Genomic DNA, 25173 nt, shown 5'->3' with positions numbered 1-25173 from the left:
TTCGTCTTGTTTTAGCGCAAAGAAGATAGCTTTTCTAGCAAGTTGTTACTGAGTATTCTACAAACGGATTACTTGATTAAAATACTCGGGTATTAGATAATCGCGCCATTATCAGAATTAAGGGTCGAGAGCATGTCTGATCAGTTACCAATTCAATTTAGCGACGCTGCAGCAAAGCGTGTGAAAGAGCTTGTTGCAGAAGAAGAAAACCCAGATTTAAAACTACGTGTATACGTGACAGGTGGTGGTTGCTCTGGTTTCCAATATGGTTTCACATTCGATGAGAAAGTGAATCCGGGCGATTTGGAAATTGAGAAAAATGGCGTATCCATGGTTGTTGACCCAATGAGTATTCAATATCTTGTAGATGGTATTGTTGATTACACCGAAGGGTTAGAAGGCGCACGCTTTTTTGTTAATAACCCAAATGCGACTACAACTTGTGGTTGTGGTGCAAGCTTCAGTGTTTAAACACAGTAATTTATTTAAAAAGCCACGCAGTCGCGTGGCTTTTTTTATGGGCTTTGCGTGACCCAAATCATGAGTGCGAAGAAGCTCAGTACAAATACGCTAAATGAAAGAATATAAATAAATCCTTTCTTCCCTTGCTTAATAGGCACCCCTTGGCTTTTCAAAAACCAATACCAAAGTATGCATAGCATAATGGGCAGTAAAAAAAGTACTCTAATCATAGTTTTCCTTTTAGCGAAAATTTAATTTAGCTTTAGTCAATAATCTTCTAAGAAAATTTATTTATTCATCTTTTTAGAATAAAAAGTTAATTAGTTTGTATTAAGTGTAAAGTTAATGCTCTAATATTTATCATTAAATTTATTATTTTTATTAGTGTAGACGCAAAATATAGTCTATACCTATTTTGGGACATGGGTACAAACTCTGGATTTACCATGTCGCACTGTGATATACAGTATATGTTAAGTTGAGACGGGCATATTTCAACTTAAAGAAACAATAAAATCATCGAGTAGGAGATGTAACATTATGATGGGTAAAACGGTTTCTTCTGAAGAAAACGGTAAGTTAACTAAGTGGCTTAAAAGCAAGCGTCATGAGAAAGGCCATACAATGCGTAGCCTTGCGCAAGTTTTAGGAACTCCACATTCATTTATTGGCAAAATTGAAAACCAAGAACGTCGTTTAGACGTGATTGAGTTTCTTCGTTACTGTGAAGCACTAGAAGTGGATCCGTATGAAGGCTTAAGCTTACTTAATAAAGAAGAAGCATAAGTTTTAACACCTAAAGGTGCGTAGTGTTACGCACCTTTAGTTGCAGTTGAGTTTTTATGAAACTGCTTTTCTATGGCATATAGTTTATGTCTAATCATGTAAAGAAACAGTAAAGAAGGGATTACCATCATTGCGGTAATTGCAAAAAATAACGCCCAATTCCCATCTAACCAGTCATCGATTACCACACCACTATAAGCTGATAATAAAGTACGGCTTAAGCTACTTAAAGAAGCCAATAATGCATAATGAGTCGCACTAAAGGCGCGATCACACAGCATTGAGATAAATGCCACCATAGCAACTAAAGACCAAGCTTGGGTGAAGCCGTCTATAATGATAGCCAGTGCATATAAATGTTCTTTTGGGCCTGCTATGGCAATCCAAGAAAACATTAAATTAGAAGCAGCCATGGCGATACCGCTGACAAATAACCCTTTCACTATGCCGTATTTGTGATTGAAAATACTGCCTAAGAAAGCAAATACGATGGTAATGAGCCCGGTACCTAGTTTTGAATACTGACCAATTTGTGTATTGCTAAAACCGATTTCTTTATAGAAAACAATAGACATGCGAGCTAAGAAAGCTTCGCCAACTTTAAATAAGAAAATAAAGGCGAGTAAGGCAAATGCTGTTTTTACGCCATTTTTGGTGAAGAAACTTTTGAAAGGTTCAACTAATGTTACTGCTAACCAAGCTAACAGGCGTTGCCATATGGAATTGCCGTTTTCAAATAACTTATTCTGATACTCTTTTTCTAATTGAGCATGAGTGAGCTCACGATGTGATTTAGGCTCTTTTGCAAACAAGGTAACCAGTATCAACAATAAAACAATGCCAGCGAGTACAAAATAAATTTGTGACCAATCAAAACTGGGTAAATCAGCTAAAAAGAAGGGCAGTGCACCTAAAAGTGCATAACCTGACCACCAACCTGAGGTTGCCATGGCTGCAGCAGCCGTGGCTTTTTCACTTTCAGTTGTATCTAACGAGTCAATACGAAAAGCATCTATGGCAATATCGTGTGTTGCGCTGGCAAGGGCTATTAAAAAGCAGAACAAAGCAGCGAGGAATAGCTGATCTTTGAGGCTAATAAAGCCAAGACTCAATGTTGCGATGAAAGTGACCATCTGTCCAAGTAAAATCCAGCTACGTCGTTGACCTAACAAATTGCCTAACAGAGGGAGCTTTAAGCGGTCGAGTAACGGAGACCAAAGAAAGTTGATGGTATAGGCGCTGAAGACCACACCAAATAAACCAATCATACTGCGGCTTAAGCCTTCATCTTTGAGCCAAGCAGACATTACAGAGCCAATGAGTACCCATGGAAAGCCGCTGCTTAGGCCAAATAAAAAGATGGTAAGAAGGCGTTTGTCTTTGTAGTAGCCTAAGTACTCACTTAGGCTAGAGTTGATTTGCATGACTATCCCGTCAATTAAAGAGCTTCGGCTTTTAGGATCTCAACTTGATAGATCATCACAGGCTTTTTAGGCACAAAGTCGTAGCCGATTTTTTCATTAAACCCAGTTTCTACTTGTGTGATTTTATCCAGTGTTTCATAGCCTTCCATAACATTACCAAACACAGCGAACCCCCAGCCTCTGCCCGGGTTTAAATGGTCGTTGTCTTTCATGTTGAAGAAAAACTGACGAGTGGCAGTGTGCGGCTCATTATCTTGATACGCCATGGCAATGGTATACATGTCATTCTTTAAACCATTGCCACTTTCGTTGAAAATAGGTTTACGTTGGAACAAGCCATCATAATCTTTGTCATAGCCACCGCCTTGGAGCACAAAAAATTCGTCGATCTCTGAGTATTGATCTTTTTCAATACGGTGAAAGACAGAATTTTTGTAATCACCATTGACTACATAAGTCAGGAAGTTATTTACAGTAAGCGGTGAGCGTGATCTGTCTAGTTCGACAATAATATCCCCTTCACTGGTAATTATTTTTACGCGTGGAAACAGGTTATTCTTTTGAACAAATCTGCCTTCTTTATTACTAGCAAAGGCATGACTACTCATGCAGATAATGAATAGGGTGATAAGTAACTTTTTCATGATTATCCTTTGAAGAAGTTAATTAAAGCAGGATCTGAGACAATACGGGTAATCACTTGCTCACTCAGCTCATTAAGTTGGCCTTCAACTTTAGCTTGCTCATGCTTTAGTGGAGCTGTCATTTGAGCCTGACCTGAATAAGTTTTTTCGAATGTACGCTTACCTTGGGTTGCTAACACTTTAATTTTAGCAACGGCATTACTTTCATGTTGTGTATAAGATTCTGTTACTTTTGAATGAAAGGAATCAATGTGTAGTGTTAACGTGTTACTACCCATTGAAGTAAGCTGTGCACCATTAGCTTTAAGGGCTTGCTCAAAAGCCATTTTCACCCGTTTGCTTAGCTCGGCATCCGGTAAGTACTCAGCGGGCTCTTGATCGACCACCTTAATTGTGAATTTACTGATCCTATGGTCTTCGACCGACAAGGTTACGGGGACATTAAAGTCGGCCACTTTGCCTGCTTTATATACCGGATTTAAGATCACAGATTTTGGTTGGCTGGCACAACCTGCCAGCAACATGCCACACAATACAAGTGCAATTTTTTTCATTTTTAGCCTCTCTTTGTGGTGCTTAGCACAGTAAATTTTTTATTGTTACCAATGACTTTACAGTTTCCGAACAAGCGGAGCAATTTTTCTTGATAATCTAAATGGCGGTTACCAATGATTCTTAATTCACCGCCGGATCTGAGTGTTTGCTTTGCCTGCACAAACATCTGCCACGCAATATGATCCGTGATTGCTTGCGCTTGGTGAAATGGCGGGTTACACAAAACCAAGTCTGCACTGTTAGGCGCAAAATCAGTCAAACAATCATCTTGAACAAACTCACAATCTTGCAAGCGCTCAGGTAAGTTGTTCTCGATATTTGCTTTGGCACTAGCCACAGCCATGGCCGACTCATCAACAAAAGTGATTTTTGCATTTGGCATTTTTGCCAATGTTTGTAAGCCGATAACACCGTTTCCACAGCCTAAATCAATAATCCTTAACGGTTTCTTACCCTGAGGTAAATAATTGCTAAAAAAACGCGCGCCAATATCAAGGGAGTCACGAGAAAATACATTAGCGTGGTTTAAGACAGTGAAATCAGTTTTTTCTAAAGGCCAACTCACCGGAAACTTACAAGTCTGCTTTTTTTGTTTTGTTTGACTAAAAATAAGACGTGATTTCTTAACTGCTAAACTGGTCGAAGGCTCAGCAATAAAATGGCTGAAGCTTTTTAATGTAGATGTGTGTATCTCTTTCGCTTTACCGGCAGCGATCACTGGCACATCATTCTCAAACTGACTGAGCAAGCTAAGTTGATATTGCAAAAAGCCGGCATTTTTTGGGATTTTGATGAGGATAAGATCAACGTCGCTAGGTAAATCTGAGAGACTATCAAGTAATACAGTTTGACGACTTTCTAACTCGTTTTCTTCAAGGTTATAAAGGCACGCTTGCTGACTGACATAAGAATCATTAAAACTGGTCACTTTGCGAGAGTTTTGCGTATCTAAAGCATGTAATGCACAGCTTAAGGCGCCAAAGCCATCGTTTAATACCAAAATATGTTGTGCGTTGACATATTCGTTTTGAATATGTTCGATTAAATACTCATCGGCTGAATCCCACGCTTGTAGGCTTCTGTTTTTTTGATCGAGGGGAAATCGATGTAAAGTTAGCGAGTGGCCGCCCAATACAGCTTCAGTCGTCATAGTTTTTTATAAGTAGTCATTTTATGAGGTGAATAATAGCATGACATCAAAACTCACTAAACCTGAGTTACCCGAGGGGTTTGCTTATTTTCCAAATTTGATCTCATTTCAAAAAGGGCTCGACTTGTATGAACACCTCACTGGGGAGTTAAACTGGCAACAACCCAGTATTCAGGTTTTCGGTAAGTTTCATCCTATTCCTCGTTTGCAGAGCTTTGTGGCTGATGAAGGGGTACATTATGCCTATTCAAATCATACATTAGCTAATCAATGCTGGACGAAACCATTGGCTGCGATGCGCAGTAAACTTCAGAACCACTATAATCAGACGTTTAATGCTCTGCTATTAAATTGGTATCGAGATGGTCATGACACTATGGGGTGGCATAGTGATGATGAGGTTGAGTTAGGCGCTGAGCCTTTAATCATTTCAATTTCTTTAGGCGCTGCGCGTAAATTTAAGATCAAACATAAAACGACAGGTCAGCAATGGGAGTTAATGCTGGAGCACGGCAGTTGTTTAGTGATGTCGGGTAACAGTCAGCAACTTTTTCAACACTCATTGCCGAAACAAAGCAAAGTAAAAGGCGGGCGTATCAACCTGACATTTAGAAGTATTGTTAAATAATCCTATCTCGGTATAGTAGCCACAATTGAAAAATGCAGAGTTTATATTCATGTCAATGCAATCTCAGATCGAAGAAAAAATCGCTGCGGCAATCGCTTGCAAGCATTTAAATGTCATAAATGAAAGCCACATGCACAGCCGTGGCGAAGAGTCTCATTTTAAAGTGATTGTGGTCAGTGAAGAGTTTGCGGGTAAACGATTATTACCGCGTCATCGCCAAATTAACGACATTCTAAAAGTTGAATTAGCAGAACACATTCATGCACTGTCTATTCATGCCTATACGCCTGAAGAGTATTCAGAGCAGCATGGACAAATTCCTGAGTCACCAAAATGTTTGGGTGGTTCGAAATTCGATAAATAGTCAAAATTAGGGTTAAGCGAGACTTTTATCATCGAGTTAAGCCTAATTTTATAGCTGATCAGACCTGTATTTTTAAGATCAGCCTTTAAACTACGCTCCGTAAATTTAAATAAAGATAGGAATCATCATGGTCATTAAGCCGAAAATTCGTGGTTTTATTTGTACCAATGCACACCCAGCTGGTTGTGCCGCTCACGTTCAAGAGCAAATCGATTATGTAAAAGCACAAGGGCAATTAGAAAACGGTCCTAAAAACGTACTTGTAATTGGTGCATCAACGGGTTACGGCCTAGCTTCTCGTATTACAGCAGCGTTTGGCTCTGGTGCTAAAACTCTGGGTATTTTCTTTGAAAAAGAAGGTACTGAGAAAAAGCCAGCTTCAGCAGGTTGGTATAACACGGCAGCTTTCCAAAATGCAGCGGAAGCAGCGGGTCTTTGGTCTAAAAATATCAATGGCGATGCGTTCTCTGATGAGCTTAAAGCTAAAACAGTTGAAACGATTAAAGCAGAAATGGGTAAAGTAGATTTAGTAATTTACAGCCTAGCGTCTCCGCGTCGTACTGATCCTAAAACAGGTGAAACGCATTCATCGGTACTTAAACCTATCGGTCAAGACATCACAACGAAGAACTTAAATACATCTAAGCGTATTATCGATTCTGTAAGCGTAGAAGCTGCGAATGAAGATGAAATCGCTAACACAGTTAAAGTGATGGGCGGTGAAGATTGGGAACTTTGGATCAATGCATTAAAAGACGCAGACGTATTAGCTGAAGGTTTTAAAACAAGTGCTTACACCTATATTGGTAAAGAGCTAACTTGGCCAATCTACGGTCACGCTACAATCGGCAAAGCAAAAGAAGACTTAGATCGCGCAACTTTAGCAATCCGTGAAGCGACAGCTGATCTAAAAGGTGAAGCGTATGTTTCTTCTCTTAACGCTGTTGTGACACAAGCAAGTTCTGCTATTCCAATCATGCCGCTATATATCTCAGCTTTATTTAAAGTGACTAAAGCAGATGGTACTTACGAAGGTACAATTGAGCAGATCCACGGTCTATTCAACGAAAATCTATATGGCGCAACCCCACGTTTTGACTATGGCGGTCACTTATTCCAAAATTACAAAGAGCTAGAAGACGACGTACAGGCACGTATTCAGCACATTTGGGATACGGTTGATACAGACAGCATTGATGAGTTAACAGACTATGTTGGCTACCACAATGAATTCTTGAAACTATTTGGTTTCGGCGTAGATGGTGTTGACTACGAGCAAGACGTAGACACAGTGGTTGAAATTAACAACTTAGTTTAATCACTAGTATCACTTTTATAACTAGGTCGGCTTTGCCGGCCTTTTTTGTTTATTTATATTTATTTTTTCTGCTAACACCTGAAGTTTTCTTCTGTTTAGTAAAAATGATTCATTGCGTATTTCAGCAACTGGACTTTGGTCTAAATTGAACTAAATTCATTCTATTTTCTCCTCGAAAAGACCTTGTAAATCTGGATTAATTTCATAATTCCACTCGCATAGTGGGGGTTATTAATGTTAAAATCACAGAAATATGTGAGGACTCGTCCACAAGGTTTTAGTTATGGATTGTTTTGTCGCTTGGCTTTGCCGAATACAGAATGGTCACTTTCTAGATCTTGGGGCAAAAAAAGATTTTTCAATTTCTTTCCGTTAATGTAATGCAAGTGCGTATGATCAACATAAAAAAAGGTCTGGACTTACCAATAGAGGGCGCACCTCAGCAAGTAATTCATGATGGCGTAGCTGTCAAACGAGTTGCCGTGCTAGGTGAAGAATATATCGGTATGCGTCCAACCATGCATGTTCGCGTGGATGACCAAGTCAAAAAAGGCCAAGTTCTTTTTGAAGACAAAAAGAACCCAGGCGTCAAGTTCACTGCACCAGCTTCTGGTGTAGTTAAAGAAATTAACCGTGGTGCTAAGCGTGTTCTTCAATCTATCGTGATTGAAGTACAAGGCAACGAGCAGGTTACTTTTGAAAAGGTGGCGGCTGCTGATTTAAGCAACCTAGACCGTGAAAAAGTAAAAGAAGTGCTTGTTGAATCTGGTCAATGGCCAGCGCTACGTGCTCGTCCATTCAGCCGAGTGGCAGCACTAGATGCAACTGCAAGTTCAATCTTTGTGACTGCAATCGACACAAACCCATTAGCTGCAGATCCAGCTGTGATCATTGCTGAAAACGTTGAAGCGTTTGAAGCGGGTCTAGCTGTAGTATCGCGCTTAACTGATGGTAAAGTGTTCGTATGTAAGCAAGCAGGTAGCACAGTACCAAGTTCTTCACTTTCTCAAGTTGAAGTTCATGAGTTCGGTGGTAAACACCCTGCAGGTTTAGTAGGTACTCACATCCATCACCTAGATCCAGTATCTGAAAACAAGCAGGTATGGCATTTAGGTTACCAAGATGTGATTGCATTCGGTAAGTTATTCCTTACTGGTGAAATCTACTCTGACCGTGTAGTTGCTTTAGCGGGTCCTCGCGTTAAGAATCCTCGCTTAGTTAAAACACAAGTTGGCGCTTCTCTAACTGATTTAGTTGCAGGCGAGCTTGAAGACGGTGATAACCGAGTCATTTCTGGCTCTGTGTTAGCTGGTAAAACAGCAACCGGCCCTCACGCTTTCCTAGGTCGCTACCATACTCAAGTATCAGTATTACTTGAAGGTCGCGAGAAAGAACTATTTGGTTGGATTGCACCAGGTAGCAACAAATTCTCTGTAACACGTACATTTATCTCACACTTAGCGCCGAGCCGTTTGTTCAATATGACAACGTCTACAGGTGGTTCTAAGCGTGCAATGGTACCAATCGGTAACTATGAGCGTGTTATGCCACTCGACATTCTACCTACACCACTACTTCGTGACTTAATTGCACGTGATTTAGATAGTGCGATTGCGTTAGGTGCATTAGAGCTTGATGAAGAAGATTTAGCACTGTGTACTTTCGTATGTCCAGGTAAGTATGAGTACGGCGCAATCTTACGTGATTGCCTGACTACTATCGAGAAGGAAGGTTAATCCCATGGCCTTAAAGAAATTTCTAGAAGATATCGAGCCGCATTTTGAACCTGGCGGTAAGCATGAAAAGTGGTATGCCCTGTATGAAGCAGTCGCAACCGTTTTCTACACTCCAGGTTATGTAAACAAAGGTGGCACGCACGTTCGTGACAACATCGACCTAAAACGTATCATGATTTTAGTGTGGATGGCGACATTCCCTGCAATGTTCTTTGGTATGTTTAACATCGGTCACCAAGCTGCTCTAGCAATTGGTAACGGTTTTGAAATTGCCAACACTTGGCAGGCTGCTATTTTCCAAGCATTAGGTGGTGAGCTTACTGCACAATCAGGTATTGGTGCTAAGTTCTTCTATGGTGCATGTTTCTTCCTACCAGTTTATGCGACGGTATTTATCGTTGGTGGTTTCTGGGAAGTCTTATTTGCTTCTATCCGTAAGCATGAAGTTAACGAAGGTTTCTTTGTAACATCTGTATTATTTTCACTGATCCTTCCTTCTACAATTCCATTATGGCAAGCCGCGTTAGGTATTACTTTTGGTGTTGTAGTTGCAAAAGAAGTTTTCGGTGGTACAGGTCGTAACTTCCTTAACCCAGCATTAGCAGGCCGTGCGTTCTTATTCTTCGCATACCCAGCTGATATCTCGGGTGATACGGTTTGGACTGCAGTTGATTCATTCACAGGTGCAACAAACCTAGGCCTAGCGGCGCAAGGTGCTCTTGATTACAACAACATGGCACTTTGGTGGGATGCTTTCTATGGCTTCGTACAAGGTTCTATGGGTGAAGTTTCAACGCTAGCACTAATGATTGGTGGTTTGTTCCTAATCTATGTTCGTATTGCGTCATGGCGTATCGTGCTAGGTGTATTCCTAGGTATGGTAGTGATGTCTCTACTTCTTAACATGATTGGTTCTGAAACTAACCCTGCATTTGCTATGCCTTGGCACTGGCACTTAGTACTAGGTGGTTTTGCATTCGGTATGTTCTTTATGGCGACTGACCCAGTTTCTGCGTCTTTCACAAATAAAGGTAAATTCGCATACGGTGCACTTATCGGTGTAATGGTTGTTCTGGTACGTGTAGTTAACCCTGCATACCCAGAAGGTATGATGTTAGCAATTCTATTCGCTAACCTATTTGCACCATTATTCGACCACTTCGTTGTACAGTCTAACGTTAAGAGGAGATTGGCACGTGTCTAGTAACAATGAAACTATTGGCAAAACGCTAGGCGTTGTTGTTGGCCTATGTTTAGTATGTGCAGTTGTTGTTTCTATGGCATCTGTTCAATTACGTCCACTACAACAAGCAAACAAAACTCAAGACGTGCAACGCAACATTCTTGCTGCAGCAGGTATTGAAAGTTCAGCAGATGTTTTCAAAACATTCAATGAAAACATCGAAGCACGCGTTGTTGATATGAAGACGGGTGAGTTTGTTGATACAGATCCAAACTCTTTCGACTTCGAATCAACTAAGTTCGATGCAAAGCGCAGTGTGAAGCTTGAAAAAGCGCAAGATAAAGCCGGTGTTCAGCGTATGACGACTGAATCTCCAGTTTACTTTGCTAAAAATGCTAACGGTAAAGTAGACACTATCATTCTACCAATCCAAGGTTACGGCCTTTGGGGTATTATGTACGGTTTCCTAGCACTAGATGCTGATACTAAGACTGTTAAAGCAATTAACTTCTACAAGCACAATGAAACACCGGGTCTTGGTGGTGAAATCCAAAACCCACGTTGGACATCTATGTTCGAAGGTAAAAAGCTACCACTTGATATCGTAAAAGGTACTGCTGGTAACAACGAACACAAAGTAGATGGTCTTTCTGGTGCGACATTAACATCTGTAGGTGTTGATAACACAGTTGACTTCTGGACAGGCGACAAAGCGTTCGGTCCATTCCTTGCGAACGTACGTAAAGGAGCATTGAACTAATGGCAAATGCAAAAGAAATGAAAGAAGTCTTGTTTGGCCCTGTTTTTGCGAACAACCCAATTGCGCTTCAAGTACTTGGTATTTGTTCTGCACTAGCAGTGACATCAAGCCTTAAGAATGCACTTATCATGTCAATCGCTCTGACATTAGTATGTGCTTTCTCAAGCTTATTTATCTCTATGATCCGTAACCACATCCCATCAAGCGTTCGTATCATCGTTCAGATGACTATCATCGCTTCATTGGTAATCGTGGTAGACCAAACGCTTCAAGCGTTTGTATATGCAACAGCGAAAGAGCTTTCGGTATTCGTTGGTCTAATCATTACTAACTGTATCGTAATGGGTCGCGCAGAAGCATACGCAATGAAGACACCACCACTGATGTCATTCCTTGATGGTATCGGTAACGGTTTAGGTTACTCAGTAGTGCTTCTAACTGTTGCGTTCATTCGTGAGCTAGGTGGTTCAGGTACATTATTTGGTATCGAGATTTTACCACTTATTTCTGAAGGTGGTTGGTACCAGCCTATGGGTCTATTAATCCTACCGCCAAGCTCGTTCTTCATCATTGGTTTCTTCATCTGGGTACTTCGTACTTATAAGAAAGACCAAGTAGAAGCGAAGGCATAAGGAGAGAGAGATGGAACAATATATTAATTTATTCGTTAAAGCGGTTTTCATTGAAAACTTAGCGTTATCTTTCTTCCTAGGTATGTGTACTTTCCTTGCTGTATCTAAGAAAGTAACTACATCAATGGGTCTAGGTGTTGCAGTAATCTTCGTTCTTGGTGTTGCTGTTCCAGTAAACCAATTAGTTTACTCTGCAATCTTAGCGCCAGGTGCACTAGAGTGGTTAGGCTTCCCTGAAGCTGACTTAAGCTTCCTTAAGTTCCTAACTTTCATCGGTGTAATCGCAGCACTTGTACAGATCCTTGAGATGACACTAGACAAGTTCTTCCCTGCGCTATACAACGCACTAGGCATCTTCTTACCACTAATCACTGTAAACTGTGCGATTTTCGGTGCAGTAGCATTCATGGTTGAGCGTAACCTGAACTTCGGTGAGTCTGTGGTATTTGGTTTAGGCTCAGGTGTAGGTTGGGCACTAGCAATCGTATTACTTGCTGGTATCCGTGAGAAGATGAAGTATTCAGACGTACCAGATGGTCTTCGTGGTTTAGGTATTACCTTCATCACAGTAGGTCTAATGGGTCTTGGCTTCATGTCATTCTCTGGTATTTCACTTTAATTTAGCGAGGAAAAATCATGCTTGAGGTATATTTAGGCGTAGGGATGTTCATCGCTATCGTTGTAATGCTTGTATTGATCATCATTGCAGCGAAGTCGAAGCTTGTACCAAGCGGTGACATCACAATCAGCATTAACGGTGACCCTGAAAAGGCAGTTACTTCAGCACCAGGTGGTAAACTACTAGGTGCACTAGCAGACGCTGGTATCTTCATTTCATCTGCTTGTGGCGGTGGAGGTTCTTGTGGCCAGTGTACCGTTCACGTTAAAGCGGGTGGTGGTGATATCCTGCCAACTGAGCTTGACCATATTTCAAAAGGTGAAGCGCGTGAAGGTTGTCGTCTAGCGTGTCAGGTTGCTGTTAAAACTGACATGGAAATCGAAGTTGAAGAAGAAATCTTCGGTGTTAAGAAGTGGGAATGTACAGTTATCTCTAACGATAACAAAGCGACATTCATCAAAGAGCTTAAGCTTGGTATCCCTGATGGTGAGGTTGTACCTTTCCGTGCAGGTGGTTATATCCAAATCGAAGCGCCAGCTCACCACGTTAAATACGCTGACTTCGATATTCCTGAAGAATATCGTGCAGATTGGGAGCGTTTTGGCTTCTTCAATCTTGAGTCTAAAGTTGACGACGAAACGATCCGTGCATACTCAATGGCTAACTACCCAGAAGAGTATGGCATCATCATGCTTAACGTTCGTATCGCGACTCCGCCGCCAAACAACCTAAGCCTACCATGTGGTAAGATGTCATCGTTCATCTGGTCACTTAAAGAAGGTGATAAAGTGACTATTTCTGGTCCATTCGGTGAATTCTTCGCGAAAGAAACTGATGCAGAAATGGTATTCGTAGGTGGTGGTGCTGGCATGGCGCCAATGCGTTCACACATCTTCGATCAGCTTAAGCGTCTTAACTCAGACCGTAAGATGTCTTTCTGGTACGGTGCACGTTCTAAGCGTGAGATGTTCTACGTAGAAGATTTCGATGGCCTAGCGGCTGATAACGAAAACTTTGAATGGCATGTAGCTCTTTCAGATCCTCAACCAGAGGACAACTGGGAAGGTTACACGGGCTTCATCCATAACGTTCTTTTAGAAAACTACCTGAAAGACCATGAAGCGCCAGAAGATTGTGAGTTCTACATGTGTGGTCCTCCAATGATGAACGCGGCTGTAATCAACATGCTTAAAGATTTAGGCGTTGAAGACGAAAACATCTTACTAGATGACTTCGGTGGCTAAATCAGCGTTATCTCAGTGAACACTTCACTGAAATAAGATAGACTTAAACCCCAAGCAATAAGCTTGGGGTTTTTTTTGGGATAGAGAAAAGTATGAAGAAACTAGTAGGCATTTTTGTATTACTGACCACGGTTGTTTTGACAGGGTGTTTTGACGACAAACAAGAGATTGAACCTATTGTTATTCAGGGTAAAACAATGGGGACCACTTACACGGTCAAAGCTTTTCCAATTAATGAAAATTTAACTGCTGAGAAATTAAAAACAGAAGTTGATAACACTTTAATTGCGGTGAATCAGTCTATGTCACCTTGGGTGAAAAACTCAGAGATTAATCAGTTCAATACGTTGGCAGCAAATACTTTTATGCCTATCAGTGATGACTTTAAGTCAGTTGTGAAAGAGTCTGTTCGTTTAGGCGTTTCAACAACAACACTAGATGTCACCATGGGACCTCTCATAGATTTATGGGGGTTTGGCCCAGATAAACGCCCAACAAAAACACCTTCACAGTCTCAACTGGATGAAATGAAGGCTCGCATTGGTGTTGATAAGTTGGTTTTAACAGACGAAGGGTTAGCGAAAACCATTGACGGTTTAGAGTTATCTTTTTCAGCGACAGCGAAAGGTTTTGGTATTGATAAAGTTGCTGAGCTTTTAGAATCTAAAGGGATGATAAATTACATGGTTGAAATTGGTGGTGAGCTTAGAATTGCGGGCACTAAAGCTCAGTCACAACCTTGGCGTATTGCGATTGAACAGCCAGATGCGCCAGCAGGGCAGAGGCAAGTGCATAAAGTTATTGAACCAGGCAATAACGGCATGGCGACTTCAGGTGATTACCGTATTTTCTACGAAATGGATGGCGAGACCTATACGCACTTGATTGATCCAGGCACAGGCAAACCAGTTAAGCATGATTTGGTATCTGTGACCGTCTTACACCCATCAGCAATGACTGCTGATGGCTTGGCAACAGCACTTACTGTCATGGGCACAGAGCGAGCAAAAGCTTACGCAGAAGAGCACAATTTAGCTGTATATTTAATTAGTAAAAGTAATGAAGGGCTAGTGACCTATTCAAGCCCGGCTTTTGCGCCTTATTTGTAAATAAGGCTATTTTGATTAATTAGTCGAAATAGTACACTAAGCGCGTTATAATGGCGGCTGTTTAAATGCCGTCATTTGGTTCAGATACACTGAGCCGTTAAACTGTTTTTAAGGGGCTTGTGCATGTCACTATTTTTCCTAACTTTTGGGTTACTTATTTTAATTGTTGCGGCTATGGCTGTCGGTGTAATCGTGCAAAAGAAATCTATGGCAAGCAGCTGTGGCGGTTTAGGCGCGGTTGGTATTGAAAAGTCATGTGATTGCGATGATCCATGTGACCGACGCAAAAAGCGTATGGCGAAAGAGCAAGCTTGGAAAGAGAATCAGATTCTTTAAGTTAAGCAAGTTTCCTAGAATTAAATGCGAGCTAAGGCTCGCATTTTTGATCTGAGGCTAAAATGACGAAGACATGGTATTTCCTAAGGCACGGTAAACCTGTTACTACAGGTATTCTCACTGGTTCTAAAACTGACGTTGCCGTGTCTGCGTTAGGGTTAGCAGCGATGGAGTCTGCTTTACCAAAAACAGTTCAATTTGATACCTGTATTTCTTCCCCTATGCTGCGTTGTCTGAGCTTTGCGAAAAACCAATCTAGGCAATCAAGCTTACCACTGGCGATAGCAAAGCAACTTCAAGAAATGGATTTTGGAGATTGGGATGGTCGAACTTATGAATGGCTTTGGGAGAACACACAGGATCCAAGTATAGGTGAATTTTGGCAGTCGCCTTGGCAGCATACGCCGCCAAATGGAGAGTCCCTTTACGCGTTTAGGTCTCGTGTCAGACAATGGTGGGAGGCAGAACTATCAACCCGACATACAACACATAACCTAGTAGTGACTCATGCTGGTGTGATCAAACAAATTTTAGCTGAAGTCCTTAACTTACCTTTAGATTCTCTTTCCTCTATCAATAGTTTAGAAGTTGGCTATGCTACATTGGTAAAGATAGAAGTTTACTTTGATGAAGCACATAAGCCGTGGCCTAAAGTTGTGTTTTAGCCATCTAGACTTCATAATACGGTTTTTCTGATTAATCTTGGGAATAAGCTGAAACTGCTTAACTGTCCCCGCAACTGTGAAGTGCATTTAAATGCACGAAGTCAGATACCAAGGTCAGAAAAATCCTCTTGAGCGGGCGTACTCAAGAGCACACAATTTTAACCGAAATTCGGTTAGGACTGTGCGTTTGTGTCTGCCCAACAGTTAGTAAGGGTACGAATGCAATTAGCTTGTCAGCACTCTGAATTTGCTCTGCAAGTTTCAAGCTTAGATTTGGTGCTAGATAACCATCAAATATTACAAAACATCTCTTTCAATGTTACAGAGGGACAGTTTATTGGTTTATTAGGTCCTAATGGGGCTGGTAAGTCATCGCTGCTTCGTTGCCTTTACCGTTTTTTTAGCCCTTCAAACGGACAAATAACCCTTTTTAACAAAACGATTTCAAGTTTCTCGCATAACGAATATGCCCAGCAAGTTGCAGTGGTTCTACAAGAAATGCCTGAGCATTTTAATCTATCGCTTTATGATGTAGTTGCAATGGGTGTAACACCTCATAAAAGTTTATTTTCTTCATTAAATAAAACCGACCATGAACTAATTGCAAAGTCTATTGAACAGGTTGGTCTGGCACACAAAATCAACGAAGCATTTGCTCACCTTTCAGGTGGTGAAAAGCAAAGGGCGCTGATCGCGAAAGCCATGGCACAAAAACCTAAACTATTGATCATGGATGAGCCAACCAGTCACTTGGATGTAAAATATCAAATACAAATTATGGAGCTCGCCAAAGCAATGGGGATCACAGTGATCGCTTCTTTCCATGATTTAAATCTTGCGGCAGCTATGAGTGATAGCTTGCTGGTGCTACAACATGGCGAGCTATATAAAAGTGGAGCGCCAAGCGATGTGCTAGATGCGCAATTACTCAGTGATGTATTTGATGTCTGTGCTGAGGTCTCGCAAGTACCTTGCCCGTATAGAGACAAAACCCATATTCCTCATATCCGCTACCACTTTGGATATCAACTATGAAGCCGCTTATTTCGCTGTTAATTTTGCTGATAAGCTGCTTTGTTAGTGCTTTAGTTGCCATTAAGCATGGCGCGATTGATATTAATGCGAGTGCTGTTTGGCAAACGCTATTTGCTTATGATGCCAACGTCTTTGAGCAAAAAATTGTTATGGAACTTCGTATTCCCAGAGTGGTTTTGGCATTTGTTGCTGGCAGTGGTTTGGCATTGGCAGGCATTATTTTGCAAACAGTGACCCGTAACCCTTTGGCAGATCCCTACCTTTTTGGTATTTCATCAGGCGCATCATTTGGCGTCGTGTTACTTATAACATTTACAGGTATCACAGCTGGTTGGGCGATGTCAGGGGCGGCGTTTTTAGGTAGTGTGCTGGCAATGACCCTATTGTTGCTGATTGCCTATGGACAAAGGTCGAGACAGGTAGAAGCGATGTTACTCGCCGGTGTTGCCTTATCTTTCTTATTTAGCGCATTTACCAGCTTGCTGTTGTATTGGAGTGACCCACAAGCAGTGAGTGCCATTATGTTTTGGAACTTAGGTAGCTTTAGTCGTGCAGATTGGCAATGGTTGTGGTTGCCCTGTTCAATTGTATTGCTATGTATGGCTTGTATGCTGTTGTTTAGGCGCGGTTTAAACGCACTATTACTGGGTGACGAAAGCGCTGCAACTTTAGGTATTCAGGTGGCTAAGTTGCGTTTAGGCATGTTGCTATTGAGCTCATTGCTGACTGCGGTATTGGTTGCCATGTGCGGTGGCATTGGCTTTGTCGGGTTGATGATCCCGCATTTGGTACGTTTTTTCATTTCACAGGCAACTTCAATTGGCCTGCTGTGTACTGCTTTAAGTGGTGGTTTGATGATGATCTGGGTAGATCTATTTGCCCGTACTATTCTTGATAATCAAGAGCTTCCCATTGGTGTTATCACTGCTGCAATAGGCAGTGTGTTCTTTTTAACTTTACTGACTCTCAAACAAAAAAGGCCTTAGCGTATGTTCTCAGTTAAAGCACTTGATACGCGTTCTCGCGAACTTATCGAAAAAAAAATAAACCTGAAAACCAAGCCTTTGGGTGCGTTAGGTGAGCTAGAAACATTGGCTAAACAGCTGGTGACTATTTTCTCTCAGGGTATAGAACCTGAGCAGCTTTCAGCATTTCGACCACAAATCAGAAAACCCACTCTAACAGTGTTTGCAGGCGACCATGGTATCGCTGCAAAAGGTGTATCTATCGCGCCTAGTGAAGTAACAGCCCAAATGGTAGCGAATTTCGCGTCAGGAGGCGCTGCAATTAATGTTTTCAGCAAACAATTAGGCTGGCAACTCGAGATAGTCGATTGCGGTATTCTAAGTGAACCCGACCAGGCCTTAGGTGTTACGTCACAACGTTTGGGTTCAGTTACGCGTTCATTTGATGAATGTGAAGCGCTAACCCAAGCTCAAGAAGCGCAAGGTTTTGAGTTTGCTAAGAAGCTAGTTCATAAACAATATCAACAAGGCTGTAATACTTTTGCATTTGGTGAGATGGGCATTGGCAATACCAGTGCAGCATCGGCTATTTTTAGTGCGTTGAGTGGGCTCTCTGCTGAATACACGGTTGGGCTTGGCACGGGTGTTTCAAACGAAGTGGTAGATAAAAAAGTTGAGCTGATTAATACCGCGCTTAACTTACACCGAGATAAACTTAACGACCCGCATGCAATCTTACGTTGTTTGGGTGGGTTTGAGATCTGTCAAATGGTCGGTGCCATGTTGGCTGTTGCTGAGTTACAGCAGGTTATTGTTATTGATGGCTTTATTGCAACGGCCGCGGCATTACTGGCTATTCGTATTGAGCCAAATAGTCAGAGCTATATGGTATTTGCCCATTGCTCTTCTGAGCAAGCACACCTGCAAATGTTAAATTCAATTAATGCTAAGCCTCTTTTAGATCTTGGTCTTAGATTGGGTGAAGGGACGGGGGCGGCACTGAGCTTACCCTTGCTACAAAGTGCTCTGGCGTTTTATAACGACATGAATAGTTTTGATGACGCAAATGTCACGAAAGTTGTTTAACATGAATAAGCAACACTTTTTATTGGCTGTGAGCTTTTTAACTCGCGTGCCTGTACATTTTAAACAAGAGATTGAAGACAATGCACTCAGTGAAGCCAGTGGCTATTTTGCCTTAGTGGGTTTGTTGTTGGGTGTTGCTTTGGCTGCTGTATATGGTGTTGCGTTTTTGATTTTTCCTTCAAGCGTTGCTGTGATCTTCACTCTTGCTCTAGGTATTTTAATTACTGGCGCATTTCATGAAGACGGTTTTGCCGATGTCTGGGACGGTTTTGGTGGCGGTTGGACTGTGTCGCAAAAGCTGTCGATTATGAAAGACAGCCGTCTAGGTACGTATGGTGCCAGTGCACTTATTTTATTACTGTTATTAAAGTTTCAGCTGATGAGCCTGCTTAGCGATAGCTTTACACAAGTATTGTGTGCACTGGTATTAGGTCATACTTTAAGTCGTGCAATGGCAACAAGTATCATTGGCAAGCTTGATTATGTGCAAGAAGATGCCCAATCAAAAGTAAAGCCGGTCGCCATGTCGCTCTCTTCTCATGCAAAAGATTTCCTCGCATTAACCTCACTGTGCGTGCTATTTGTGCTTTGGCTTTTTACACAGTTGTCTTTAATGAATGTGATTATTTTAGTGGCTGTTTTATTTTTAACTCGCCAGCTGTGTATAAGCTGGTTTAAGCAACAGCTAGGTGGGTATACGGGAGATTGTTTAGGCGCTGCGCAACAATATTGTGAAATCATGATTTATTTAACTTTAGTGGCGCTCTGGGTGTAATGAAGGCAAGTGATTAGCTATGACTCAAAATAATATTCATCTCATTTTAGGTGGCGCGCGCTCTGGCAAAAGTAGTTTCGCCGAGCAAACGGCGTTGGATTTATATGCTTCAGGCAAAGTGAGCAAACTTGTATACATCGCCACCGCAGAAATTAAAGATGATGAGATGGCAGAGCGAGTATCACATCATCGTGACACACGAGATAAACGCTGGCAAGTGATTGAAGAGCCATGGCACCTAGCCGACACATTGCAAAAATTTGGTGGCGACAGTTGCGTACTAATCGACTGTTTAACCTTATGGTTAACACATGGGTTATGTGAAAAATCAGAGTCTGAATTACAAGTACAAAAGCAGCGTTTGCTCGAGGCATTACAAAATACACGAGCATCTGTTTTGCTAGTCAGCAATGAAGTAGGTCATGGCATAGTGCCCCTCGGCGAGTTAAGTCGGGTTTTTGTCGACCAGTCTGGCTGGTTAAATCAAGATATCGCTAAAGTTGCGCAGCGTGTTGACTTTATTATGGCTGGTTGCCCGTTAAGGATTAAATAAGTGACGAAGATAAAAACATTAATGGTGCAGGGCACTACATCTGATGCGGGTAAAAGTACCTTGGTTGCGGGGTTATGCCGCGTGCTTGCTAGGCAAGGGGTTAAGGTTGCGCCGTTTAAACCTCAGAATATGGCACTCAATAGTGCGGTAACCCCTTGTGGCGGCGAAATAGGCCGTGCCCAAGCGCTACAAGCCATCGCTGCGAAACAGCCTTTAAGCACCGACTTTAATCCTATTTTACTCAAGCCGAATAGCGACACCGGTGCGCAAGTCATTATTCATGGCCGTGCCATTAGCAATATGGAAGCGGCGAAATACCACGACTATAAAAAGGTCGCGATGCAAGCAGTGCTTGAATCGCATCAAAGATTAGCATCTGATTTTGATGCCATTATGGTCGAGGGGGCGGGCAGCCCTGCGGAAATCAATCTGCGTGAAAATGATATCGCTAATATGGGGTTTGCTTGTGAAGTAGATTGCCCCGTGATTATCATTGCTGACATTGATAAAGGCGGCGTGTTCGCACACCTTGTCGGTACTTTAATGTTACTCAGTGAATATGAGCAGTCATTAGTGCGAGGCTTTGTGATCAACCGTTTTCGTGGCGATATTGCTTTGTTGCAATCGGGTCTTGATTGGCTCGAAGAAAAAACGGGAAAACCTGTGTTAGGTGTGCTGCCGTATATGCATGGCTTGAATATAGACGCTGAAGATGCCGTCGCAATGGATAATGTGGTGACTGACAAACAACTCTCGGTAAGTGTGTTGTTACTGCCGCACATTAGTAATCACACTGACTTTGATAGCTTGCGGTTAAATCCTCAAATCGATTTGCGCTATGTAAAACATACAGAGCAAATCGGGCAAACTGATCTGATTATTATCCCGGGTAGTAAAAACGTCATTAACGACTTAGCTTTTTTACAGGCGCAAACATGGCAAACCGAAATACAGCGTCACTTACGTTATGGCGGTAAGGTGCTAGGCGTGTGTGGTGGTTTACAAATGTTGGGTCAACGCATTTGTGACCCTGATGCCATAGAAAGCTCACAGGCAGAAATTACAGGGTTAGGATTAGCTGAGTTTGAAACTCAGCTAACGCAAACCAAAACCCTGACTCAGGTGCAGGGTAAGTGCGTTATCAATCAGCAAAGCGTGGATATTAAAGGCTATGAAATTCACTGCGGGCAAAGTAGCGGTCCTGCCCTAGAAAAGCCATTTATGTATTTTACTGACCATCCACAAGGTTTCCTGAAAGATGGTTTTGTATCTGATGATAACCAGGTTGTTGGAACTTACTTACATGGTTTGTTTGATGAGCCCAAAGCGGCTGAAGCCATTTTACACTGGGCGAGTAATGGCAGGCTAACAGAAACGAATTTTAGTCTAGATGAGCATCGTGAAAAACAGTTAGAGTGGCTGGCAGATGAATGTGAAGCGCATTTAGATATGAACAAAATTAAAGCATTAATCAATTTATAGGGTGTGAATTATGAGCGAACAAGATAGACATCAACAGAGGCAACAAAAAGTCAAAGAGAAGGTTGATGAAAAGGTTGCCGCTGCCAATATCGAAAAGGGCATTTTTCAGGTCATCACAGGTAATGGCAAAGGGAAATCGACGTCAGGTTTTGGTGTTGTGACGCGTTGTGTCGGTCACGGTCAAAATGCTGCGGTAGCTCAGTTTATTAAAGGTATGTGGGACTGCGGTGAGCGTAACTTACTTGAAAAAGTAGGCGTACCTTTTGCTGTAATGAAAACCGGCTTTACATGGGAAACGCAAAACCGTGAAACAGACACTGCTGCAGCGGTTGAGACATGGCAGCAAGCTAAAAAATGGTTAGCAGACGATAGCATAGATTTGGTGTTATTAGATGAGTTGACCTATATGGTGAGCTACGATTATTTAGACTTAGATGAAGTTATCAGCGCTATCGAGAATCGTCCCAAGATGCAGTCTGTGATCGTGACAGGTCGTGGTGCACACCGTCGTTTAACTGAGCTTGCTGACACGGTAAGTGAAGTCAGAAATGTGAAGCATGCTTTTGAATCTGGTGTTAAAGCACTAAAAGGATTTGACTACTGATGTGGTTAAAAAGGACTTTATTGATCATCTTTTTGCTGCTTACAAGTCAATATGTAGCAGCAAATCAATCACAAAATGCGCCACAACCAGATACTCAACATAAAGCACAACGTATTGTGGCTTTAGCGCCGCACATTGTTGAAAACTTATTTGCCATAGGTGCAGGCGGTAAAATTGTCGGTACCGTTGAATATGCAGATTATCCAGAGCAAGCGCTTGAGATCTCGAGAATTGGCGGCTATCACGGCGTTCAACTTGAGAAGTTATTAGCTTTAAAACCAGATTTGGTGATCGCGTGGAAAACTGGTAATAAAAAAGCCGATCTTGAAAAGCTCGAGAAGCTAGGTATTAAAGTGGTTTATAGCGAAACCAATGACCTAACTAAAGTATCAGAGCAACTGATAAAGTTTGGTAAGCTAACTGGTCATCAAGCACAAGCCAAACAAGTGGCTAAAGAATTTGATGCGCGTTTAGCCAAATTACAAAGCCAATATCAAGATGCGAAGTCGCTGGATGTATTTTATCAACTCTGGCCTGAGCCCATGATGAGTGTGAATAAAAACACCATGATCCATCAGGTATTGACGATTTGCCAAGCCAATAATGTATTTGCTCACAGCCGAGCAGATTATCCGCAAATTAGTGTCGAAAATGTGCTTAAGTTTAAACCTCAAGTAATCGTATTACCTGAAGAGAAAACAAAGAAAGACGTGCAGCATACTAATTGGCAAAACTGGCCTCAGATCCCAGCAGTCGAACATCAGCAGTTTATTAGAGTCAATGCCGATCTATTACACCGTTTTAGTGTGCGAGCGCTCGATGGGGTTGCTGACTTATGTGATAAACTGTCGCAATCTCGCCGTTACTATCAAGAGCAATCATAATGAAGACTTGGTCAGATTTTATCGCTGAACAAAGCCAGCAACCCTACCTTAAAGACACGCTAGAGTACGTCGCTCAAAAGCGCAGTGAAGGCGTGACGGTGTTTCCTCCTGAACAACAGGTATTTTCAGCATTCGATGCCACGCCATTTGAGCAGGTTAAAGTGGTCATTTTAGGCCAAGACCCTTATCACGGACCAGATCAAGCACATGGTTTATGTTTTTCTGTGTTATCGGGTATTAAACCGCCTCCGTCATTGGCAAATATGTATAAAGAGCTGGTGCAGGACATAGAAGGGTTTAGCACCCCTGATCATGGTTATTTAATGCCATGGGCTGAGCAGGGTGTGTTATTACTTAATACCGTATTGACGGTTGAACAAGGACAAGCACATTCTCACAAACATCTAGGTTGGGAAAAGTTTACAGATAAGGTGATAGACGAAATTAATCAACATAGAGAAGGCGTGGTGTTTTTACTATGGGGCGCCCATGCACAGAAGAAGGGCAAGAACATAGATAAAGTGCGTCATCATGTTTTGCATGCGCCACATCCATCTCCTCTGTCAGCTCACAGAGGTTTCTTTGGCTGTCAGCACTTTTCAAAGACAAATGACCTACTAACCAGTTTGGGTAAAACACCTATAAACTGGCAAGTTTAAACACACTTCCAAAAACGAAAAATGGCTCCCGAAGGAGCCATTTTTTTAGATTAAATCTAGTTCTTCTAGATCTAAGTTGTCTGCAAAATAGTCAAGTTCTTGTAGCTCTTTGCGAAGACGTTGTTTTTCTTTATAGGCTTCAATTTCGCGCCATTTTCGTTTTTGTTTTTTTGAAGAGGTGCGTTTTGTTGTTTCAGGACTTTCTAATACTGCAATGATATCGTCTAGGCTATCCATGATGTTCTCCCATTGATTATTGACCTCAAATGACGGTTTTACGTCAGCTCTGTATATTTGATATACGTTTCGAGCAACTTCGGTATATCATAACTCGCTTAAAAATAAAACAACTATGTGTTGCTTTTGTTACAGTAAGGTAACAGTTTGATGAAGATGAAACGCGGGGGAATCTGGCTTTTGAGCATAAAAAAACGCCGCATAATGCGGCGTTTATATTGAATATGTTTATTAATTATAGTGCTTTAAAACGCGCTTCTAGCGTTTCTTGTGCCTCAGCAAAAGCACGAATACCTTCAGCAAGCTTTTCAGTGGCCATTGCATCTTGGTTATGCTGCCAGCGGAATTGCGCTTCGGTTAATGGCGCAGGCTTAGCTTGTACTTCATAGTCGTTCTCAAGTAAGTACTCTTGTGCGTCAGTCAGCTCACCAAGCTCTTCAAGCAGTGCAGGGCTAATGGTTAGCTTGTCACAACCTGTTAAAGCAATGATTTCACCGGTATTCCTAAAGCTTGCACCCATTACCACAGTGTTATAACCGTGCTGCTTATAGAACGAGTAGATGCTACGAACAGATTGCACACCTGGGTCTTGCAGTGGATCAGTTGGCTTTTCTAGCCCGTTAGCAACGTGCCAGTCAAGAATACGACCCACAAATGGTGAGATTAGGAAAACATTGGCATCTGCACATGCACGGGCTTGTGCACTGCTAAATAATAGCGTTAGGTTACACTTAATACCTTCTTTCTCTAACTGTTCAGCTGCTTTGATACCTTCCCAAGTTGATGCAATTTTGATTAAGATTTTGTCTTGGCTGATACCTTGCTCTTTGTACAGAGCAAGTAAGGTTTTTGCTTTAGCAATCGTCGCTTCTGTATCAAAAGATAAGCGCGCATCTACTTCAGTTGAGATATAACCCGGGACAATATTGGCAATCTCTTTACCAATTAATACGGCAAAGTAATCACACGCTAATTCGACTTGTTTGTCTGCGTCAGACTCGTTCGATTTTGCGTAATCCCAAGCTTGCGTTAAATAGGCTTGATAGGCTGGCATCTCAGCTGCTTTTAAAAGCAGTGAAGGGTTAGTGGTTGCATCTTCTGGTTGATGCTTACGAATGGCTTCAATGTCGCCGGTATCGGCAACGATTGATGAATGCTGTTTTAGCCTATCTAGTGCTGATGTCATTATGTTTCCTCATTCCTCTTACAGCTTATGGGCAAACTCTACTTCTCCTATGTTGCAATAGCGTGAATGGCATGAATAGGTCAATTGTCCTT

The 25173-nt window shown here is 41.9% G+C and carries 30 protein-coding genes and 1 riboswitch; of the genes, 23 read left to right on the top strand and 7 right to left on the bottom strand.

All coding sequences use genetic code 11. From position 1 onward, the window contains the following. The first annotated feature begins 132 nt into the window (after nucleotides 1–132). Nucleotides 133–471, top strand: a complete 339-nt coding sequence (gene erpA / locus ACXAC4_RS13945; protein WP_058030898.1) for an iron-sulfur cluster insertion protein ErpA — start codon at nucleotides 133–135, stop codon at nucleotides 469–471. Nucleotides 472–515: 44 nt separating this feature from the next. Here erpA and ACXAC4_RS13940 read toward each other — a convergent pair whose 3' ends face one another. Continuing rightward, nucleotides 516–692 carry a hypothetical protein gene (locus tag ACXAC4_RS13940; RefSeq protein ID WP_171040825.1) on the bottom strand — a complete coding sequence of 59 codons (177 nt, stop codon included), beginning with the start codon at nucleotides 690–692 and terminating at the stop codon, nucleotides 516–518. A gap of 310 nt (nucleotides 693–1002) precedes the next feature. On the opposite strand from ACXAC4_RS13940, the gene ACXAC4_RS13935 reads away from it, so the two are divergent. Continuing rightward, on the top strand, nucleotides 1003–1248 hold the full coding sequence (locus tag ACXAC4_RS13935) for a helix-turn-helix domain-containing protein (protein ID WP_058030897.1): 246 nt from the start codon (nucleotides 1003–1005) through the stop codon (nucleotides 1246–1248). 26 nt (nucleotides 1249–1274) lie between these two features. Here ACXAC4_RS13935 and ACXAC4_RS13930 read toward each other — a convergent pair whose 3' ends face one another. The 4 genes from ACXAC4_RS13930 to ACXAC4_RS13915 are packed head-to-tail and all read right to left on the bottom strand — an operon-like array spanning nucleotide 1275 to nucleotide 5021. Continuing rightward, on the bottom strand, nucleotides 1275–2672 hold the full coding sequence (locus ACXAC4_RS13930) for an AmpG family muropeptide MFS transporter (RefSeq protein ID WP_475162633.1): 1398 nt from the start codon (nucleotides 2670–2672) through the stop codon (nucleotides 1275–1277). A 14-nt stretch (nucleotides 2673–2686) separates the two neighbouring features. After that, complete coding sequence (locus ACXAC4_RS13925; protein ID WP_138480197.1) at nucleotides 2687–3316, bottom strand: peptidylprolyl isomerase; 630 nt, start codon at nucleotides 3314–3316, stop codon at nucleotides 2687–2689. 2 nt (nucleotides 3317–3318) lie between these two features. Then, entirely contained in the window at nucleotides 3319–3870 is a 552-nt protein-coding gene (locus tag ACXAC4_RS13920) for a YajG family lipoprotein (protein WP_475162629.1), read from the bottom strand. Between the two features lie 2 nt (nucleotides 3871–3872). Continuing rightward, the gene (locus ACXAC4_RS13915) at nucleotides 3873–5021 is read right to left on the bottom strand and encodes a methyltransferase (RefSeq protein WP_475162627.1); all 1149 of its coding nucleotides are present in this window, start codon (nucleotides 5019–5021) and stop codon (nucleotides 3873–3875) included. 40 nt (nucleotides 5022–5061) lie between these two features. Here ACXAC4_RS13915 and ACXAC4_RS13910 point away from each other — a divergent pair, with 40 nt between their 5' ends. The 21 genes from ACXAC4_RS13910 to ung all read left to right on the top strand — a co-directional run bounded on the left by ACXAC4_RS13910 (nucleotide 5062) and on the right by ung (nucleotide 23658). Continuing rightward, entirely contained in the window at nucleotides 5062–5649 is a 588-nt protein-coding gene (locus tag ACXAC4_RS13910; RefSeq protein ID WP_475162623.1) for an alpha-ketoglutarate-dependent dioxygenase AlkB family protein, read from the top strand. Nucleotides 5650–5698: 49 nt separating this feature from the next. Continuing rightward, a complete protein-coding gene (locus tag ACXAC4_RS13905; protein ID WP_130254693.1) occupies nucleotides 5699–6013 on the top strand; it encodes a BolA family protein in 315 nt (104 codons plus the stop codon). A 127-nt stretch (nucleotides 6014–6140) separates the two neighbouring features. Further along, nucleotides 6141–7331: an enoyl-ACP reductase FabV gene (gene fabV, locus ACXAC4_RS13900; RefSeq protein WP_475162619.1), complete on the top strand. Its 1191-nt coding sequence runs from the start codon at nucleotides 6141–6143 to the stop codon at nucleotides 7329–7331. A 392-nt stretch (nucleotides 7332–7723) separates the two neighbouring features. Continuing rightward, the gene (locus ACXAC4_RS13895; protein ID WP_058031652.1) at nucleotides 7724–9067 is read left to right on the top strand and encodes a Na(+)-translocating NADH-quinone reductase subunit A; all 1344 of its coding nucleotides are present in this window, start codon (nucleotides 7724–7726) and stop codon (nucleotides 9065–9067) included. A gap of 4 nt (nucleotides 9068–9071) precedes the next feature. After that, the gene (locus tag ACXAC4_RS13890) at nucleotides 9072–10271 is read left to right on the top strand and encodes an NADH:ubiquinone reductase (Na(+)-transporting) subunit B (RefSeq protein WP_138629530.1); all 1200 of its coding nucleotides are present in this window, start codon (nucleotides 9072–9074) and stop codon (nucleotides 10269–10271) included. Next, complete coding sequence (locus ACXAC4_RS13885) at nucleotides 10264–11010, top strand: Na(+)-translocating NADH-quinone reductase subunit C (protein WP_475162614.1); 747 nt, start codon at nucleotides 10264–10266, stop codon at nucleotides 11008–11010. The genes ACXAC4_RS13890 and ACXAC4_RS13885 overlap by 8 nt, the downstream gene beginning before the upstream one ends. Then, a complete protein-coding gene (locus ACXAC4_RS13880; RefSeq protein WP_058030887.1) occupies nucleotides 11010–11642 on the top strand; it encodes an NADH:ubiquinone reductase (Na(+)-transporting) subunit D in 633 nt (210 codons plus the stop codon). The genes ACXAC4_RS13885 and ACXAC4_RS13880 overlap by 1 nt, the downstream gene beginning before the upstream one ends. 10 nt (nucleotides 11643–11652) lie before the next feature. Continuing rightward, nucleotides 11653–12261 carry an NADH:ubiquinone reductase (Na(+)-transporting) subunit E gene (gene nqrE, locus ACXAC4_RS13875; RefSeq protein ID WP_058030886.1) on the top strand — a complete coding sequence of 203 codons (609 nt, stop codon included), beginning with the start codon at nucleotides 11653–11655 and terminating at the stop codon, nucleotides 12259–12261. A 17-nt stretch (nucleotides 12262–12278) separates the two neighbouring features. Then, nucleotides 12279–13505, top strand: coding sequence for an NADH:ubiquinone reductase (Na(+)-transporting) subunit F (gene nqrF, locus ACXAC4_RS13870; protein ID WP_130254698.1), 1227 nt, complete (start codon nucleotides 12279–12281; stop codon nucleotides 13503–13505). Between the two features lie 92 nt (nucleotides 13506–13597). Next, entirely contained in the window at nucleotides 13598–14614 is a 1017-nt protein-coding gene (locus ACXAC4_RS13865; RefSeq protein WP_475162609.1) for an FAD:protein FMN transferase, read from the top strand. Between the two features lie 123 nt (nucleotides 14615–14737). Then, a complete protein-coding gene (nqrM, locus tag ACXAC4_RS13860; RefSeq protein ID WP_058030883.1) occupies nucleotides 14738–14950 on the top strand; it encodes a (Na+)-NQR maturation NqrM in 213 nt (70 codons plus the stop codon). A 62-nt stretch (nucleotides 14951–15012) separates the two neighbouring features. Further along, nucleotides 15013–15615 (top strand): histidine phosphatase family protein, encoded by a 603-nt coding sequence (locus tag ACXAC4_RS13855; RefSeq protein ID WP_475162606.1) that lies wholly within the window; start codon nucleotides 15013–15015, stop codon nucleotides 15613–15615. An 11-nt stretch (nucleotides 15616–15626) separates the two neighbouring features. Further along, a riboswitch (cobalamin riboswitch) is annotated at nucleotides 15627–15748 on the top strand. Between the two features lie 86 nt (nucleotides 15749–15834). Then, nucleotides 15835–16650: an ABC transporter ATP-binding protein gene (locus ACXAC4_RS13850; RefSeq protein ID WP_475162603.1), complete on the top strand. Its 816-nt coding sequence runs from the start codon at nucleotides 15835–15837 to the stop codon at nucleotides 16648–16650. Then, nucleotides 16647–17636: a FecCD family ABC transporter permease gene (locus ACXAC4_RS13845; RefSeq protein ID WP_475162601.1), complete on the top strand. Its 990-nt coding sequence runs from the start codon at nucleotides 16647–16649 to the stop codon at nucleotides 17634–17636. Before ACXAC4_RS13850 ends, ACXAC4_RS13845 begins: the two co-directional genes overlap by 4 nt. Nucleotides 17637–17639: 3 nt before the next feature. Continuing rightward, nucleotides 17640–18701: a nicotinate-nucleotide--dimethylbenzimidazole phosphoribosyltransferase gene (gene cobT, locus ACXAC4_RS13840; RefSeq protein ID WP_475162598.1), complete on the top strand. Its 1062-nt coding sequence runs from the start codon at nucleotides 17640–17642 to the stop codon at nucleotides 18699–18701. A gap of 1 nt (nucleotide 18702) precedes the next feature. After that, nucleotides 18703–19476 (top strand): adenosylcobinamide-GDP ribazoletransferase, encoded by a 774-nt coding sequence (locus tag ACXAC4_RS13835; RefSeq protein ID WP_475162595.1) that lies wholly within the window; start codon nucleotides 18703–18705, stop codon nucleotides 19474–19476. A gap of 19 nt (nucleotides 19477–19495) precedes the next feature. Then, on the top strand, nucleotides 19496–20029 hold the full coding sequence (gene cobU / locus ACXAC4_RS13830) for a bifunctional adenosylcobinamide kinase/adenosylcobinamide-phosphate guanylyltransferase (RefSeq protein ID WP_475162593.1): 534 nt from the start codon (nucleotides 19496–19498) through the stop codon (nucleotides 20027–20029). Nucleotides 20030–20038: 9 nt separating this feature from the next. Then, nucleotides 20039–21511 (top strand): cobyric acid synthase, encoded by a 1473-nt coding sequence (locus ACXAC4_RS13825; protein ID WP_475164135.1) that lies wholly within the window; start codon nucleotides 20039–20041, stop codon nucleotides 21509–21511. A 10-nt stretch (nucleotides 21512–21521) separates the two neighbouring features. Next, complete coding sequence (cobO, locus tag ACXAC4_RS13820; protein WP_349285512.1) at nucleotides 21522–22115, top strand: cob(I)yrinic acid a,c-diamide adenosyltransferase; 594 nt, start codon at nucleotides 21522–21524, stop codon at nucleotides 22113–22115. After that, a complete protein-coding gene (locus ACXAC4_RS13815) occupies nucleotides 22115–22999 on the top strand; it encodes a cobalamin-binding protein (protein WP_475162591.1) in 885 nt (294 codons plus the stop codon). Before cobO ends, ACXAC4_RS13815 begins: the two co-directional genes overlap by 1 nt. Next, nucleotides 22999–23658: a uracil-DNA glycosylase gene (gene ung / locus ACXAC4_RS13810; protein ID WP_475162586.1), complete on the top strand. Its 660-nt coding sequence runs from the start codon at nucleotides 22999–23001 to the stop codon at nucleotides 23656–23658. The genes ACXAC4_RS13815 and ung overlap by 1 nt, the downstream gene beginning before the upstream one ends. A 45-nt stretch (nucleotides 23659–23703) precedes the next feature. On the opposite strand, the gene ACXAC4_RS13805 is transcribed toward ung, so the two are convergent. Continuing rightward, nucleotides 23704–23895: a DUF3545 family protein gene (locus ACXAC4_RS13805; RefSeq protein WP_130254710.1), complete on the bottom strand. Its 192-nt coding sequence runs from the start codon at nucleotides 23893–23895 to the stop codon at nucleotides 23704–23706. Between the two features lie 235 nt (nucleotides 23896–24130). After that, nucleotides 24131–25081 (bottom strand): transaldolase, encoded by a 951-nt coding sequence (tal, locus tag ACXAC4_RS13800; RefSeq protein WP_058030873.1) that lies wholly within the window; start codon nucleotides 25079–25081, stop codon nucleotides 24131–24133. Nucleotides 25082–25173: the final 92 nt, after the last annotated feature.

This window comes from Pseudoalteromonas sp. AWM4_233, assembly GCF_056158285.1.
Note: the sequence above shows the minus strand (reverse complement) of the source record. Positions and strands in the feature narration are given on the sequence as shown.

Bases quoted from the DNA above. Each gene is read 5' to 3' on its own strand.
- ACXAC4_RS13845 (WP_475162601.1), top strand. From the start codon at position 16,647: ATGAAGCCGCTTATTTCGCTGTTAATTTTGCTGATAAGCTGCTTTGTT.
- nqrF (WP_130254698.1), top strand. From the start codon at position 12,279: ATGCTTGAGGTATATTTAGGCGTAGGGATGTTCATCGCTATCGTTGTA.
- nqrM (WP_058030883.1), top strand. From the start codon at position 14,738: ATGTCACTATTTTTCCTAACTTTTGGGTTACTTATTTTAATTGTTGCG.
- cobO (WP_349285512.1), top strand. From the start codon at position 21,522: ATGAGCGAACAAGATAGACATCAACAGAGGCAACAAAAAGTCAAAGAG.
- ACXAC4_RS13815 (WP_475162591.1), top strand. From the start codon at position 22,115: ATGTGGTTAAAAAGGACTTTATTGATCATCTTTTTGCTGCTTACAAGT.
- ACXAC4_RS13880 (WP_058030887.1), top strand. From the start codon at position 11,010: ATGGCAAATGCAAAAGAAATGAAAGAAGTCTTGTTTGGCCCTGTTTTT.
- fabV (WP_475162619.1), top strand. From the start codon at position 6,141: ATGGTCATTAAGCCGAAAATTCGTGGTTTTATTTGTACCAATGCACAC.
- cobT (WP_475162598.1), top strand. From the start codon at position 17,640: ATGTTCTCAGTTAAAGCACTTGATACGCGTTCTCGCGAACTTATCGAA.
- ACXAC4_RS13935 (WP_058030897.1), top strand. From the start codon at position 1,003: ATGATGGGTAAAACGGTTTCTTCTGAAGAAAACGGTAAGTTAACTAAG.
- cobU (WP_475162593.1), top strand. From the start codon at position 19,496: ATGACTCAAAATAATATTCATCTCATTTTAGGTGGCGCGCGCTCTGGC.
- ACXAC4_RS13850 (WP_475162603.1), top strand. From the start codon at position 15,835: ATGCAATTAGCTTGTCAGCACTCTGAATTTGCTCTGCAAGTTTCAAGC.
- ung (WP_475162586.1), top strand. From the start codon at position 22,999: ATGAAGACTTGGTCAGATTTTATCGCTGAACAAAGCCAGCAACCCTAC.
- ACXAC4_RS13915 (WP_475162627.1), bottom strand. From the start codon at position 5,021: ATGACGACTGAAGCTGTATTGGGCGGCCACTCGCTAACTTTACATCGA.
- ACXAC4_RS13905 (WP_130254693.1), top strand. From the start codon at position 5,699: ATGTCAATGCAATCTCAGATCGAAGAAAAAATCGCTGCGGCAATCGCT.
- nqrE (WP_058030886.1), top strand. From the start codon at position 11,653: ATGGAACAATATATTAATTTATTCGTTAAAGCGGTTTTCATTGAAAAC.
- erpA (WP_058030898.1), top strand. From the start codon at position 133: ATGTCTGATCAGTTACCAATTCAATTTAGCGACGCTGCAGCAAAGCGT.
- ACXAC4_RS13930 (WP_475162633.1), bottom strand. From the start codon at position 2,672: ATGCAAATCAACTCTAGCCTAAGTGAGTACTTAGGCTACTACAAAGAC.
- ACXAC4_RS13910 (WP_475162623.1), top strand. From the start codon at position 5,062: ATGACATCAAAACTCACTAAACCTGAGTTACCCGAGGGGTTTGCTTAT.
- ACXAC4_RS13835 (WP_475162595.1), top strand. From the start codon at position 18,703: ATGAATAAGCAACACTTTTTATTGGCTGTGAGCTTTTTAACTCGCGTG.
- ACXAC4_RS13940 (WP_171040825.1), bottom strand. From the start codon at position 692: ATGATTAGAGTACTTTTTTTACTGCCCATTATGCTATGCATACTTTGG.
- tal (WP_058030873.1), bottom strand. From the start codon at position 25,081: ATGACATCAGCACTAGATAGGCTAAAACAGCATTCATCAATCGTTGCC.
- ACXAC4_RS13865 (WP_475162609.1), top strand. From the start codon at position 13,598: ATGAAGAAACTAGTAGGCATTTTTGTATTACTGACCACGGTTGTTTTG.
- ACXAC4_RS13805 (WP_130254710.1), bottom strand. From the start codon at position 23,895: ATGGATAGCCTAGACGATATCATTGCAGTATTAGAAAGTCCTGAAACA.
- ACXAC4_RS13855 (WP_475162606.1), top strand. From the start codon at position 15,013: ATGACGAAGACATGGTATTTCCTAAGGCACGGTAAACCTGTTACTACA.
- ACXAC4_RS13925 (WP_138480197.1), bottom strand. From the start codon at position 3,316: ATGAAAAAGTTACTTATCACCCTATTCATTATCTGCATGAGTAGTCAT.
- ACXAC4_RS13920 (WP_475162629.1), bottom strand. From the start codon at position 3,870: ATGAAAAAAATTGCACTTGTATTGTGTGGCATGTTGCTGGCAGGTTGT.
- ACXAC4_RS13895 (WP_058031652.1), top strand. From the start codon at position 7,724: ATGATCAACATAAAAAAAGGTCTGGACTTACCAATAGAGGGCGCACCT.
- ACXAC4_RS13890 (WP_138629530.1), top strand. From the start codon at position 9,072: ATGGCCTTAAAGAAATTTCTAGAAGATATCGAGCCGCATTTTGAACCT.